The sequence below is a fragment of the Halopseudomonas sp. Lyrl_26 genome (genome assembly GCF_051948695.1).
Taxonomy (GTDB): Bacteria; Pseudomonadota; Gammaproteobacteria; order Pseudomonadales; family Pseudomonadaceae; genus Halopseudomonas; species Halopseudomonas formosensis.
Genome location: NZ_JAYJLH010000002.1, coordinates 188,772 through 202,178 on the forward strand (window position 1 = coordinate 188,772; position 13,407 = coordinate 202,178).

Consider the following 13,407-nt stretch of genomic DNA (forward strand, 5'->3'; position numbering starts at 1 on the left):
GTAAAGCATTGACCTCAAAAAAGCCCGGCGGCACCGTCGGTGGGAACTCCTTGTCCTTGTGTGGTTCGGCAGGCGTTGGCCTGCTCCTTGCCTCGTCACTGCCGAGCAAAAACTCTGCAATCAACGGAACGAGGAACACACCATGGTTTCAAGTCGCGAAGAAGTTACCCGTCTGATCATCGCCAGCAAGGTGCGCAAGGGCCTTAAATGGCAGCAGGTTGCCGAGGTGGTGGGGTTGTCGAAGGAGTTTGTCACCGCCGGCTGTCTGAGCACCGCCCTCGGTGCGAAAAGGGTGTCGAGCCAGAGCACTTTCGCACCCGGGGCGGGTGCTCCTACGGTTCGAGGAGAATCCCGGTTTTGATGTGGGAGAACCCCGATTTAGATGTAGGAGCACCGCCCTCGGTGCGAAAAGGGAGTCGAGCCAGAGCACCTTCGCACCCCGGGGCGGGTGCTCCTACGGTTCGAGGAGAACCCCGGTTTTGATGTAGGAGGATCCCCGGTTTGGCTGTAGGAGCACCGCCCTCGGTGCGAAAAGGGAGTCGAGCCAGAGCACCTTCGCACCCGGGGCGGGTGCTCCTACGGTTCGAGGAGAACCCCGGTTTTGATGTGGGAGAACCCCGATTTGGCTGTAGGAGCACCGCCCTCGGTGCGAAAAGGGAGTCAAGCCAGGACACCTTCGCACCCGGGGCGGGTGCTCCTACGGTTCGAGGAGAATCCCGGTTTTGATGTGGGAGAACCCCGATTTAGATGTAGGAGCACCGCCCTCGGTGCGAAAAGGGAGTCGAGCCAGAGCATCTTCGCACCCGGGGCGGGTGCTCCTACGGTTCGAGGAGAACCCCGGTTTTGATGTAGGAGGATCCCCGGTTTGGCTGTAGGAGCACCGCCCTCGGTGCGAAAAGGGAGTCAAGCCAGAACACCTTCGCACCCGAGGCGGGTGCTCCCTACGGTTCGAGGGGAACCCCCGGTTTTGATGTAGGAGAATCCCGGTCTCGGTGGTGCTCCTGCGATAACGCCTCGGCCACGTTCAGGCGCCGAGGTAGGCGCGGCGTACTTCGGGGTCGGCCAGCAGCTCCTCTCCGCTGCCCTGCATGACGATGTGGCCGTGCTCCATGACGTAGCCCCGGTCGGCCAGTTTCAGCGCCTGGTTGGCGTTCTGTTCGACCAGGAAGATGGTCACCCCCTGACGACGTAGCTCCTCGATGATCTCGAAGATCTGCTGAATGATGATGGGCGCCAGCCCCAGGGAGGGTTCGTCCATCAACAGCATGCGGGGTTTGCTCATCAGTGCCCGGCCGATCGCCAGCATCTGCTGTTCCCCGCCGGACATGGTGCCGGCCCGTTGCTGATAGCGCTCCTTCAATCGGGGAAAGAGCTCCAGGGTCGCCTTGAGCTGGGGCTGGACTTCTTCCCGTGGCAGGAAGAAGACACCCATGGCCAGGTTTTCCTCCACTGTCAGGCGGGAGAAAACCCGGCGCCCCTCCGGCACTATGGCGATGTCCCTGCGCATGATATGGCAGGTTTCCCTGCCGACCAGCTCCTCGCCGTGGTAGCGGATGCTGCCGCTGGCCGGCGCGGGGTCGCCGCAGAGCGTCATCAGCAGGGTGGTCTTGCCGGCGCCATTGGCACCGATAAGGGTCACAATCTCACCCTGCTGCACGTCCAGACTTACCCCGTGCAACGCCTGGATCTTGCCGTAGAAGGTGTTGACGTCAGTGAACGACAGCATCAGGTTTCCCCCAGGTAGGCCTTGATCACATCGGGGTGCCGGCGGACCTCCTCCGGCGTGCCGTCAGCCAGGGGGCAACCCTGGTTGATCACCACCACGTGGACAGATGACCTTCAACAAGACCCAGGCCGAGGCGCTGGGTGACCTGTTCGAGCTGCCCGACGAGGCGGTGGCCTGGTTGCAGATCGTGTCCTACAAAGGTGCACTGCCCACCGCCGTGCCCACCGATCCCCTCATCTACCGCTGGTACGAAATCGTCAGCGTGTACGGCACCACCATCAAGGAGCTGATTCACGAGGAGTTCGGTGACGGCATCATGAGCGCCATCGACTTTTCCATGGATATCCAGCGCGAGCCTGATCCGAAGGGGGACCGGGTGAAGGTATTGCTGTCCGGCAAGTTTCTCCCCTACAAGAGCTATTAATGGTGGGCGCCTTATACGGCGCCTGCCCCCAGTAGCGAGCGGCGCGCGTCAGCGTGGATATGAGCTGGCAACTCAGCGCAGCATCAACAGCGCCGTCTGGCAACGGCGCAGCATGGTGGTCGTGGTGCTGCCGATAAAGAACTCGCGGATGCGCGAGTGGCCATAGGCGCCCATGGCCAGCAGGTCCAGCTGGTGTTCCTGCTGGTAGCCCAGCAGGGCGTCCTCGACCTCGCCGGAAAGCACGGCCACCTGGGCCTGGTAGCCGGCATCGGCCAGGCGCGTAGCGGCTGCGGCCAGCACCTGTCTGTGGTTTCCGGTGTCGGCACCTATCATCACCAGATGGATGGGCAGGCCTCGCAACAGGGGGCTCTGGCAGATCATGTCGATACCCTTTTCCGCAGTGGAGCTGCCGTCGTAGGCCAGCAGCACGCTGCGCGGGATGCGGAACACCGACGGAGTCACCAGCACCGGGCGGCGCATGCTGCGGATAGCATTTTCCAGATGACTGCCGATCACCTGGCTGGGGCGCAGGCTGCCGTCGCCGCGCTTGCCCATGACCAGCAGGCGCATGTCTGACTCCAGCTCCTGCAGGGTTTCCACCAGGCTGCCGTGGCGGTGCATCAGCTGCGGCTCCTGATAGCCGGCCTCGATGATGCGCTGACGGGCTGCTTTCAGGGTCAGCTGGCCCTGTTCCCGGGCCAGGCGGGCACGCTCTTCATCCAGCCGGGCCAGCTCCTCCATCAGCTGCTCACGACCGTCCAGGCCGATATCCACGGTCGGATCGCTGTTCTGAGGATCCAGGGTCCGGTCGAGGACGTGCAGCAGGATCAGGGGCGCGCCCAGCTGCTGACTGGCCCAGGCAGCGTGATCGCAGACCGAGGGGGTGGAAGGTGAACCATCAATGCAGGCAATGATGTGCGTCATGCGATCATCCTCTGGTCAGTGACTCATCAGCGTGTCCGCCGCGCCGGGCGCGTCATGCACCCGGAGCGGCTGCGTGGCTCTGATAAAGCCCGCGCTCGCCCTGGCACCCTAACGGCGGAACCGGGGTGCCGCCTTGTTCAGCATAGATGCTGGGGTGATATCCGTCAGGCCAGGGCGGCTGTCACCTTGGATGTCACGTGGTGATGCCACGACGTTTGATCAGCACGAAGCCCACCACCAGCCCGAGCATTGAGGCAGCTGCTGAGCCCGTCAGCACGCCCAGCTTGGCGGCGCCCAGCAGGTTGGGGTCGATGAAGGCCAGCAAGCCGATGAAGATCGACATGGTAAAGCCCACCCCGGCGAACAGGCCGACCACCCAGATGCCGGCCCAGCCGGCGCCTTCTGGCAGGGTGCACAGGCGCAGGCGTACCATCAACCAGGTCATCCCGACGATACCCAGGGGCTTGCCCAGGACCAGTCCGGCGATCACGCCCAGCATTACTCCATGGGCTCCGTTGGCCGACAGGTCAATGCCATCGAGGGTAACGCCGGCGTTGGCCAGAGCGAATACCGGCATTACCAGAAACGCCACCCATGGGTGCAGGGCATGCTGCACGCGTACCACCGGCGGCAGTATTTCCCGCTGGGCCAGACGCAGGGAGCGCAGGTGAGCGTTCATCTGCTCCAGATCCCCAGTGCTGCTCGAACTGCGCCCGGTCAGCTCCCCCGCGACGCGGGTGAGCATGTCCAGTGGGCGCTCGCGCAGGCGCACCGGCACCACGGGGGTCATCATTCCCAGCACCACGCCGGCCAGGGTGGGGTGAGCACCGGTCATCAGCATGCCGGTCCACAGGACTATCCCCGGGAGAACATAGGCAAAGGCGCTGCCTATGCCCATCTGCTGCAGGCCAAGCACCATCAGAACGCCTACGCCTGCCACCATAAAGCCGGTGATATCAAGCCCCTCGGAATAGAACAGGGCGATGATGAGAATGGCGACAATGTCGTCAATGATCGCCAGGGCCAGCAGGAAAATGCGCACCGAGCTGGGAATCGAACGGCCCAGCAGGGCCAGCAGGCCCACGGCGAAGGCAATGTCCGTGGCGGTGGGGACGGCCCAGCCTTGCAGCCCGGGGCTGCCGGGGTTCAGTGCCACATAGAACAGAGCAGGGACCACGACGCCACCAAACGCGGCGGCGATCGGCAGCAGCGCCTGGCGCGGATTACGCAGCGATCCCTCGTGTATCTCGCGCTTGACCTCCATGCCCACAACAAGGAAGAACACCGTCATCAGCACGTCGTTGATCCAGAAGTGCAGGGGTTGGGAGAAGGTCAGATCACCCAGCCCGATGGACAGCGGAATATGCCACAGATGGTGATAGGAGGAGGCGAAGGGAGAATTGGCCCAGATCAGGGCGATGGCGGCAGTCACCAGCAGAACAATCCCGCTGGACGCCTGAATGTGCATGAAACGCTCAACGGTAGCGAAGGCACGCTGAGTAATAAGCTGGGCACGCGACAACGACTGCCCGGCATGACGGTGTGGCATCATGGAGTCTCCGGCGTGGGCGGCCCGACCCTCGCAAAAACCTGTCCTTTCCGCACCATGCGGCGACACACCTTGGCACCAAATATAACGGCTCGCTTGAGCGCTGGCCACCCTGCTTTTTAACTGGAGACTAGCAGCCGGTTAAGCAGTCAGGGTCAAAATGTGGCCGCGGAATAATGGGTTACTGTATATTAGTGATCTCTAATGATTTGCGGCGCCGGTCTGGCGTGGCTGTATCTGCAGGAGAATGACAGGTGATCAAAGCTCGATACATACCCTTGGTGACAGCACTGGCGATGTCGCTGTACATGGTCAGCATCATGACCTTCGTGATTACCTGGGTGAATACCGGCATGGATCAGGCCTTCCTGCAGCGCTGGTGGCGCGCGTTCTACATAGCCTGGCCGGTGGCCTTTACCCTGATCCTGATCGGCGCGCCGCGAATCACCCGCGCCATCCAGCGTCTGAAGCGAGACGACACTCCGCGCTGAGCAGGGGCCACTCAGGCTGGCTCCACCGCAGCTTGCAGCAGACCAGTGAGTCACTCCGGGGGCGATGGGTTCCGGCGCCTGTCCCCTATCGCCTGGCCTCGGGTAAAGGGCTAGTTTCATTGATAGCAATATGATGTTGTCGATCAAACTGGGCCACCCGAGGATCCTGGCTGGATCGCAGCGGCGCGGCGCTGCCGATCTTCGAGCTGAGCCCCAGGGAAGAAATGATCAACACCTGGTCCGGCTTCCTGCTGCCCATGATTACCGTGTGGATAGCCCAGTGGTTCAACGCCCGTCAGCGCAACATGGCGGTGGCCGAGGCCGAGCGAGAGGTCGAGGAAGTGCTGCAGTCGGGGCGGCAGGTCGAGCTCAAGGAGCAGCAGCTGTCGCGCACCACCGCCCAGATGCAGGAGTTGAACCAGCACACTGCGGTGAGCAGTTCACAGATCGAGGACTGTGTCAGCCAGATGCAGGAAGCGGAACCGGCGTCACCCAGGTGACCAGCGCCGGTAGCACGCTGCTGACCACTGCGGAGCAGACCCGCAAACTGGCCGAGTCGATAGCCGCGCAGAAGCAGGCGCTGGATCAGGCCCATGGGCAACTGGTGGATGTGCGCGAATTCAGTGCCCAGCAGCGTGCCGCCACCCAGCGACAGCATCAGGCCAGCAGCGAGCTGCTCAATGCCCAGCAGGAGCTCAGCCAGCTGGGCGAGCGGCTGGCCGACCTGTCACGTCAACTGCACCAGCGCATTGCCGGTTGAGCTGCGGGCTCAGCCGGCCGCTGAACGTACCGTCTTCTGCACCGTGGCAGCCAGCTGCTGCAGGCGCGGCAGGTAGTCCTGCTCCAGGACTTCCATCGGTACCCGGGCGGCGTTGGTGCTGATATTCACTGCCCCCAGCAGATCCCCGTTGCCGGCAAATACCGGCGCGGCCACCGAGCGCAGTCCCAGATCCAGCTCCTGATCGATGATGCAGTAACCCTGATGGCGGGCCTGCAGAATCGCCTTGCGCAGTTCCTCGCGGGTGGTCAGTGACTGCGGGGTGTGGGCCTGCGGCTCGATCTGCAGCAGCCGTGCTTCCAGCGCGCTGTCGCTCAGCTGGGCGAGCAGAACCCGGCCCATGGAGGTATAGGCGGCCGGCAGACGGGTCCCCGCCGACAGGGTAATGGCCATCAGGCGGTGCGGCGCCGCCGAACGCACCACATAGACCACTTCTATCCCATCCAGCACGCTCAGCGAGGAAGACTCGCCGATCTCCTCGGTAATGTCCCGCAGGTAATGCTGAATCACCGTGTGGTACTGGTTGGATGACTGGAAGGCCTGACTGAGCTCCAGCACGCGAGGGGTCAGCTCGAAGTAGCGCCCGTCTCGCCGTACATAGCCCAGCGATTCGAGCGTCAGCAGAAAGCGCCGTGCCTTGGCCCTGTCCATATCGGTGCGGCCGGCCATTTCCGTCAGGGTCATCCGTGAATGTTCGGCATCGAACGCCGTGAGCACCTGCAGCCCCGAAGCCAGAGCCGCCACATAGTCCCGGTCACCGGGTTTGAGTTTGTTGTCCAGAGTCCTGCCTCCTGTGTTACCCGGAAATCCTACCACTGTTCGCATGGCGAACATCAGTTCCCCTGGTCGTTCGACCAAAGGATGGAGTTGACGCGCACAAATTATATGCGTCATGATGTTCGCATGTAAAACATAAGTTCGTAATGCGAACAGAGGATGTCGCTACAGGAGACATGTGATGGCTGAATTTCTCTCTCTGAAGGACGCGGTGAAGACCCTCATCAATGATGGCGACACCGTCGCGCTGGAAGGCTTCACCCACCTGATTCCCTTCGCCGCCGGCCACGAAATCATCCGCCAGGGCAAGCGCGATCTGACCCTGATCCGCATGACCCCGGACCTGGTCTACGACCAGATGATCGGCGCCGGCTGCGCGAAGAAGCTGATCTTCTCCTGGGGCGGCAACCCCGGTGTCGGCTCCCTGCACCGCATGCGCGATGCCGTTCAGTCCGGCTGGCCGCAGCCGCTGGAGCTGGTCGAGCACAGCCACGCCGCCATGGCCAACGCCTACGAGGCGGGTGCGGCCGGTCTGCCGCTGGCGGTACTGCGCGGCTACATCGGCAGCGACCTGCCGATGGTCAACGACCAGATCAAGTTCATCGAATGCCCCTTCACCGGTGAGCGCCTGGCCGCCGTGCCCTCGGTACGCCCGGATGTCACCGTGATCCACGCCCAGCGCGCCGACCGCAAGGGCAACGTGCTGGTGGAAGGCATCGTCGGTGTGCAGAAGGAAGCCGTGCTGGCGGCCAAGCGCAGCATCGTCACCGTGGAAGAGATCGTCGATGACCTGGGTGCTTCGGTTAACGCCTGTGTGATTCCCTCCTGGGCCATCACCGCCATTGCCGTCGCCGAGCGGGGCGCTGCACCGTCCTACGCCCTGGGTTACTACGAGCGCAACAACGCCTTCTACAAGGAATGGGACGCCATCGCCCGTGATCGCGAGCTGTTCCAGGCCTGGCTGCAAGAAAACGTATTCGAGAAAGGAGCTGCCTGAGATGACTATTGAATTCACCTCCTCGGAAATGATGAGCATCACCGCCGCTCGGGCGCTTACCAACGACATGACCTGCTTCGTCGGTATCGGCCTGCCCAGCGAGGCAGCCAACCTGGCGCGCCTGACCCATGCTCCCGACATCACCCTGATCTACGAATCCGGCACCCTGCAGACCGCCCCGGATGTACTGCCGCTGTCCATCGGTGATGGCGAGCTGTGCTCCTCGGCCCTGACCACAGTGTCGGTTCCGGAGATGTTCCGGTACTGGCTGCAGGGCGGTCACATCAGCGTCGGCTTCCTCGGCACTGCCCAGATCGACCGTTACGCCAACCTCAACACCACCCTGATCGGTGACTACCGCAATCCCAAGGTCCGTCTGCCCGGCGGTGGCGGCGCACCGGAGATCGCCACCAACGCCAAAGAAGTGTTCATCACCGTCAAGCACTCCAAGCGCACCTTCGTGAAGGACGTGGACTTCATCACCACCGTCGGCTTCGGTCGCGATGGCAAGGCCCGGGACAATGTGCCGAACATCGGCCGTGGCCCGACCGTGGTCATCACCGACCTGTGCATCCTCAAGCCGGACCCGGAAACCAAAGAGCTGGTCGTCACCTCCCTGCACCCGGGCGTGACCCGCGAGCAGGTCATCGAGGCCACCGGCTGGGAAATCCGCTTCGCCGAGCAGCTGGAAACCACACCCGAGCCGACCGACGAGGAGCTGACCGTGCTGCGTGAGCTAAAGGCCCGCACCACCGCCCACCACGCCGGCAACTGAGGACACCGACATGACAGACGTATTCATCTGCAACCCCAAGCGCACCGCCATCGGACGCTTCGGCGGTACGCTCGCCAGCGTACGCCCCGACGACCTGGCTGCCCGGGTATTCGAGGCCGTGCTGGCCCAGTCGCCGGAACTCAACCCCGAAGCCATCGAAGAAGTGATCATGGGCTGCGCCAACCAAGCCGGTGAGGACAACCGCAACGTCGCGCGTATGTCCGCACTGTTGGCCGGCCTGCCGACCAGCGTACCGGGCACCACCATGAACCGCCTGTGCGGCTCCGGCATGGACGCGGTCGGTACCGCCTTCCGCGCCATCCGCGCCGGGGAAATGGATCTGGTACTGGCCGGTGGCGTCGAGTCGATGTCCCGCGCGCCCTACGTCATGGGCAAGGCCGACAGCGCCTTCTCCCGCGGGCAGAAGATCGAAGACACCACCATCGGCTGGCGCTTCGTCAACCCGCTGATGAAGAAGCAGTACGGCATCGACTCCATGCCGGAGACCGCCGAGAACGTTGCCGAACAGTTCAACATCTCCCGGGAAGACCAGGACCTGTTCGCCCTGCGTTCCCAGGAAAAGACTGCCAAGGCTCAGGCCGCCGGCATCTTCGCCGAGGAAATCGTCGCCATCGAGATCCCGCGTCGCAAGCAGGAGCCGCTGATTTTCGACACCGACGAGCATCCCCGCGCCTCCACCCTGGAGAAACTGGCCGCACTGCCCGCACCCTTCCGTGAAAACGGCAGCGTTACCGCCGGCAACGCCTCCGGCGTCAACGACGGCGCCGCCGCCATGCTGGTCGCCAGTGCCGACGCAGTGCAGAAACACGGCCTCAAGCCGGTCGCCAGGATCCTCGGCATGGCCACCGCTGGCGTCGAGCCGCGCATCATGGGCATCGGCCCGGTACCGGCGGTACGCAAGCTGCTGGACAAGCAGGGGCTGACCATCGATCAGATCGACGTCATCGAACTGAACGAAGCCTTCGCTGCCCAGGGCCTGGCCGTCATGCGTGAACTCGGTATCAAGGACGACGACCCCCGGGTCAACCCCAACGGCGGCGCCATCGCCCTGGGCCACCCCCTGGGCATGTCCGGCGCCCGCCTGCTGATGACCGCAGCATTCCAACTGCAGCGCACCGGCGGTCGTTATGCGCTCTGCACCATGTGTGTGGGTGTGGGGCAGGGGATTGCCATGCTCATCGAGCGGGTGTAAGTCTCACGGCACAGAGCGCCCACAGCGCGCTCTGTTGTCGGCATTCCAACGCCCATTCAAAAACCATCCAGTCCCGGACTGGGCATTGAAATACCGATCCTTCCGACCCCCGACCGTAGGGGTGTAGCGCGCCTGCGCTACACCGGTTCTCTGTTGCTGCGAAGCAGTAGTACCATGCAGACATTCGTTGGCGGGGAAAAGGATTAACAATGGCAAGGAAGGATTGGACACCCGAGCAGGTCAAACTAGCATTTCATCTCTACTGCCAGTTGCCGTTCGGGCGCCTGCACCGAGGCAACCCCGAGGTTATCGCCCTGGCCAACCTCATTGAGCGCAGTCCGTCGGCTGTAGCGATGAAGCTCGTCAACTTCGCCAGCTTAGACCCCGTGATCACCGCATCAGGCCGTAAAGGGTTGAGTGGTGCATCGAAACTGGATCAAGCTATCTGGCACCAGTTTCATGCGGACTGGGAAGGGCTTGTGCTGGAGGTTAATCGCATTCGTCATTCCCTCGGCGACCCGGCTGCCGTCGACGACCTGCAAGACGAGGATCCGCTGCCGGACTATAGCGGACAAACCCGCGACCAGCTTGTCCAGCAACGCATAGGCCAGACATTCTTCCGCCGAACCGTACTATCCAGCTATCACGGCCGTTGCTGTATCACAGGCCTGTCAGAACCGCGTTTGCTGCTGGCCAGCCATATTGTCCCCTGGGGCCAAGACAAAGCGAATCGCCTTAACCCTCGCAACGGCCTATGTTTGTCCGCACTCTATGATCGTGCGTTTGACCAGGGGTTGATCACCCTGGATGAGGACTGGCGCGTGGTGCTAGCCGCACCGCTGAAACGGCCAGAACCCGCTTTCGAATATTACTTCCAGAATGTAGAGGGCAAGGAAATCGAAATGCCTGGACGGTTTAGGCCCGACCCCTCGTTTATGAAGCTGCATCGAGAGCAGGTTTTCGTTAAGGCCTGATTGCTCAGCGCTGGCTGCACATCACCGGTATTTAGGGTTCTCGGAGCTGGACCGCCGGCTGACTTAGAAGCGGCCCTTTTGCAGGTTCCTGCTGTACAATCGCCGTCGCCTTTAGCGACGGACTCCGTTCTTCTGAAGGCAGAAGAATAAAGCTGCGCGGCGGCCTCCCGGCAGGCCACCCTTTTAGAACAAAGATTCCGCCGTCGACTCGACTTCCAATTCGTTGTCAGCACCGCGTTCAACGATGGATCAATCCTATAGGTGAAAGACGCGCTTTGCTGCTAACGCGACATCCCCAAGCGGCTTGCCGTTTCTAGTAAACTGCTGTAATTATATACAGTGTTTGCGGTCGGTTTTGGTGGTTTTTGTCCATTATTTAGTGTATTTTGCACACTAAATAATGTTCGGAGACCGCGTGTGGAGTACAGCGAGTTTATCCGGCGGCTAGGTAAGGCGGGGCTCACGGTTAGGGAGTTCGGTAGGCTGGTAGGGATGAATCCTAACTCCATATCGAATTATGCTAAGCGGCCTGCTGTCCCTAATCACATCGCCGTCATTGTGTCTTTGCTAGCGGAGTTGGCAGAGCACGGAATTGACTGTCAAAGGCCCTTGGCTGGCCTTGACGTACATCCAAAGAAAGCGCGGGGAGTGTCTTTCAAAGTTGTTCACTCTCAAAGCGGAGCAGGGGTTGAGGAGCTTAAGACATGAGCAGCATTGAGCTATTCGCAGGTGCGGGGGGGCTAGCCATCGGTATGGTCAATGCCGGGTTTCAGCATTCTGCAGTGGTTGAATGGAACGAGGATGCGTGCCAGACCATTCGTGAAAATATTGACCATTATGAAACTGGCGGAAGCTCTTTTGATCTTTACATGGGCGACGTGCGAGATTTTGACTTCGGGCCTTATGCAGGTCAAGTCGAAGTGGTGTCAGGAGGTCCGCCTTGTCAGCCGTTTTCTCTCGGCGGGAAGCATCAAGGGTTCTTAGATGAAAGGGATATGTTTCCGGCTGCGGTTGGGGCTGTTAATCAGACTATGCCGAAGGCGTTTATATTCGAAAATGTTAAAGGATTGCTTCGGCAAAGTTTTTCTAGCTATTTCGAATATATATATTTACAACTTAGCTATCCGGAAATTACCCGTTTACCTGGCGAGGCGTGGGATGCACATCTGGCTCGACTGGAAAATATCCACAGTTCGGGTAGAGCTAAGCCAACGTACAATGTTCTTTTCAGGCTTTTAAACGCGGCTGACTACGGTGTGCCGCAGAAACGGGAGCGGGTATTTTTGGTCGGATTCCGATCCGATTTGGAAATTCAGTGGTCGTTCCCTGAGCCGACGCATTCTGAAGATTCACTTTTGATTTCGAAGTGGGTGACGGGGGAGTACTGGGACCGGCATAAAATCGCTAAAGCGGCGAGGCCAGAGCTTCCGCCGAGGCTAAGGTCGCGTGTAGCTCGTCTGGAGTTTCTAGCTCCAGGGATTAACACTAAGTTGCCCTGGATGACAGTTAGAGACGCGATTAGCGATCTGCCTGATCCGGAGAAGTGTGCCAGCCCTGTCATTCCGAACCATGTGTTTTCGCCGGGCGCGCGCGCGTACAAGGGCCATACTGGTAGTCCGTATGATGAACCGTCGAAGACCCTCAAAGCAGGCGCGCATGGGGTGCCGGGGGGTGAGAATATGCTTGTTCGTGATGACGGAACCGTTCGATACTTCACGGTGCGCGAGGCTGCTCGGCTGCAGACGTTTCCGGATGACTATGTATTCCACGGAGCTTGGAGCGAGGCAATGAGGCAGTTGGGCAACGCTGTGCCGGTTCGGCTGGCTGAAGCGGTGGCGGGCTCGGTGGCCACATCATTGCATGTCGCTTCCAACTGACCGTTTATTCATCGTTTTATCCGTGGCATAGTCTCCCTTGACCGGAAGGGAGACTATGATGTCCGAACGAAATTTTTTTGAAGAGTTCGAGTTTGATTTGCCAGCTAAGCTCCTTGAAGAGCTGGTTAAGCTATTCTCTGAGATGCCAGAAGGACCGCTGGACGCTCATTCTATTAGAGCGGTGGAAGAGCAGCAGGGTGTGTATCAGCTATTTAATGGCGGCCAGCTTGTTTATATAGGAAAAACGGATTCCGACGCAGGCTTAAAAAATAGACTGATACGCCACGCTCGGAAAATACAGGGCAGGCAGCATCTGGATGCTTGCGCTGTTACCTTCAAGGCGATACGCGTTTTTGTTTTTACCGCGATGGATTTAGAAAGCCTACTGATTAATCATTATAAAGATAAAGGGCTGACTATACCTTGGCAGAATAGTGGGTTTGGTTCTAACGATCCAGGCCGGAGGAGAGACACTAGCGAAATAAAAGACGGGCATTTTGATGCCCTTTATCCAATCGACCTGGACTTCGTTGTGGATGGTTTTAAGTATGGCGAAGCGCGAGCCGTGGCTGATGTCCTCCGGTGGCTAAAAAGTAACTCACCATATCTAATTAGGTTTGAAACGCAGGGAAGATCTCGCGTTCCGCATCCGGATCTGACAGCTACGGAAGTTCTTGTTCAGCAGGACGTTACGACGGTACGCGAATTTTTGTATGTGATAAAGAAGGCCTTAGGCGCCGCCTGGCAGATCACAGCGCTTCCGGGTTACGTGATCATTTACAAGGAAAACAGCCCGGGAAAATACAGCTCAGGATTGATAATAGAGTAAAGGTTTGCAGGCGGAGTAAGAGTAAGGTGTGTGCGGGTAGCGCATGCGTTGGCGAGCACGCCTTTTTTCGAAC

Annotated in this window: 14 protein-coding genes and 2 pseudogenes; 11 read left to right on the plus strand and 5 right to left on the minus strand. The window is 60.4% G+C overall.

All coding sequences use genetic code 11. The features are described from left to right. The first annotated feature begins 142 nt into the window (after positions 1-142). Positions 143-361, plus strand: a complete 219-nt coding sequence (locus tag VF673_RS04225; protein WP_440291009.1) for a hypothetical protein — start codon at positions 143-145, stop codon at positions 359-361. Between the two features lie 663 nt (positions 362-1,024). Here VF673_RS04225 and VF673_RS04230 read toward each other — a convergent pair. After that, on the minus strand, positions 1,025-1,726 hold the full coding sequence (locus tag VF673_RS04230; RefSeq protein WP_440291010.1) for an ABC transporter ATP-binding protein: 702 nt from the start codon (positions 1,724-1,726) through the stop codon (positions 1,025-1,027). After that, a pseudogene (gene livG, locus VF673_RS04235) lies at positions 1,726-1,833 on the minus strand (high-affinity branched-chain amino acid ABC transporter ATP-binding protein LivG); the annotation flags it as partial. The pseudogene livG and the gene VF673_RS04230, both read right to left, overlap by 1 nt. Here livG and cynS point away from each other — a divergent pair. Further along, positions 1,827-2,150 (plus strand): annotated as a pseudogene (cynS, locus tag VF673_RS04240) (cyanase); the annotation flags it as partial. The pseudogenes livG and cynS sit on opposite strands and share 7 nt — an antisense overlap. Before the next feature lie 72 nt (positions 2,151-2,222). Here cynS and VF673_RS04245 read toward each other — a convergent pair. Continuing rightward, entirely contained in the window at positions 2,223-3,074 is an 852-nt protein-coding gene (locus tag VF673_RS04245) for a universal stress protein (protein ID WP_440291011.1), read from the minus strand. A gap of 193 nt (positions 3,075-3,267) precedes the next feature. Further along, on the minus strand, positions 3,268-4,626 hold the full coding sequence (gene nhaA, locus VF673_RS04250; RefSeq protein ID WP_440291012.1) for a Na+/H+ antiporter NhaA: 1,359 nt from the start codon (positions 4,624-4,626) through the stop codon (positions 3,268-3,270). Between the two features lie 251 nt (positions 4,627-4,877). On the opposite strand from nhaA, the gene VF673_RS04255 reads away from it, so the two are divergent. The 3 genes from VF673_RS04255 (at position 4,878) to VF673_RS04265 (ending at position 5,874) form a co-directional block, all read left to right on the plus strand. Beyond that, entirely contained in the window at positions 4,878-5,114 is a 237-nt protein-coding gene (locus VF673_RS04255; protein ID WP_440291013.1) for a DUF2798 domain-containing protein, read from the plus strand. Between the two features lie 224 nt (positions 5,115-5,338). Next, complete coding sequence (locus VF673_RS04260; protein WP_440291014.1) at positions 5,339-5,614, plus strand: hypothetical protein; 276 nt, start codon at positions 5,339-5,341, stop codon at positions 5,612-5,614. After that, complete coding sequence (locus VF673_RS04265) at positions 5,611-5,874, plus strand: hypothetical protein (RefSeq protein WP_440291015.1); 264 nt, start codon at positions 5,611-5,613, stop codon at positions 5,872-5,874. The genes VF673_RS04260 and VF673_RS04265 overlap by 4 nt, the downstream gene beginning before the upstream one ends. A gap of 9 nt (positions 5,875-5,883) precedes the next feature. On the opposite strand, the gene VF673_RS04270 is transcribed toward VF673_RS04265, so the two are convergent. Further along, entirely contained in the window at positions 5,884-6,717 is an 834-nt protein-coding gene (locus VF673_RS04270; RefSeq protein WP_440291016.1) for an IclR family transcriptional regulator domain-containing protein, read from the minus strand. 133 nt (positions 6,718-6,850) lie between these two features. Here VF673_RS04270 and VF673_RS04275 point away from each other — a divergent pair, with 133 nt between their 5' ends. From VF673_RS04275 to VF673_RS04300, 6 genes are all read left to right on the plus strand, one after another. Next, positions 6,851-7,666, plus strand: a complete 816-nt coding sequence (locus VF673_RS04275; RefSeq protein ID WP_090538784.1) for a CoA transferase subunit A — start codon at positions 6,851-6,853, stop codon at positions 7,664-7,666. Positions 7,667-7,673: 7 nt separating this feature from the next. After that, a complete protein-coding gene (locus VF673_RS04280) occupies positions 7,674-8,441 on the plus strand; it encodes a CoA-transferase subunit beta (RefSeq protein WP_273125305.1) in 768 nt (255 codons plus the stop codon). Positions 8,442-8,451: 10 nt separating this feature from the next. After that, positions 8,452-9,654 (plus strand): 3-oxoadipyl-CoA thiolase, encoded by a 1,203-nt coding sequence (gene pcaF, locus VF673_RS04285; protein ID WP_440291017.1) that lies wholly within the window; start codon positions 8,452-8,454, stop codon positions 9,652-9,654. Positions 9,655-9,863: 209 nt separating this feature from the next. Beyond that, on the plus strand, positions 9,864-10,628 hold the full coding sequence (locus VF673_RS04290) for an HNH endonuclease (protein WP_440291018.1): 765 nt from the start codon (positions 9,864-9,866) through the stop codon (positions 10,626-10,628). 704 nt (positions 10,629-11,332) lie between these two features. After that, positions 11,333-12,505 (plus strand): DNA cytosine methyltransferase, encoded by a 1,173-nt coding sequence (locus VF673_RS04295; protein WP_440291019.1) that lies wholly within the window; start codon positions 11,333-11,335, stop codon positions 12,503-12,505. Positions 12,506-12,563: 58 nt separating this feature from the next. Beyond that, positions 12,564-13,334 (plus strand): GIY-YIG nuclease family protein, encoded by a 771-nt coding sequence (locus VF673_RS04300; RefSeq protein ID WP_440291020.1) that lies wholly within the window; start codon positions 12,564-12,566, stop codon positions 13,332-13,334. The last annotated feature ends 73 nt before the right edge of the window (positions 13,335-13,407 follow it).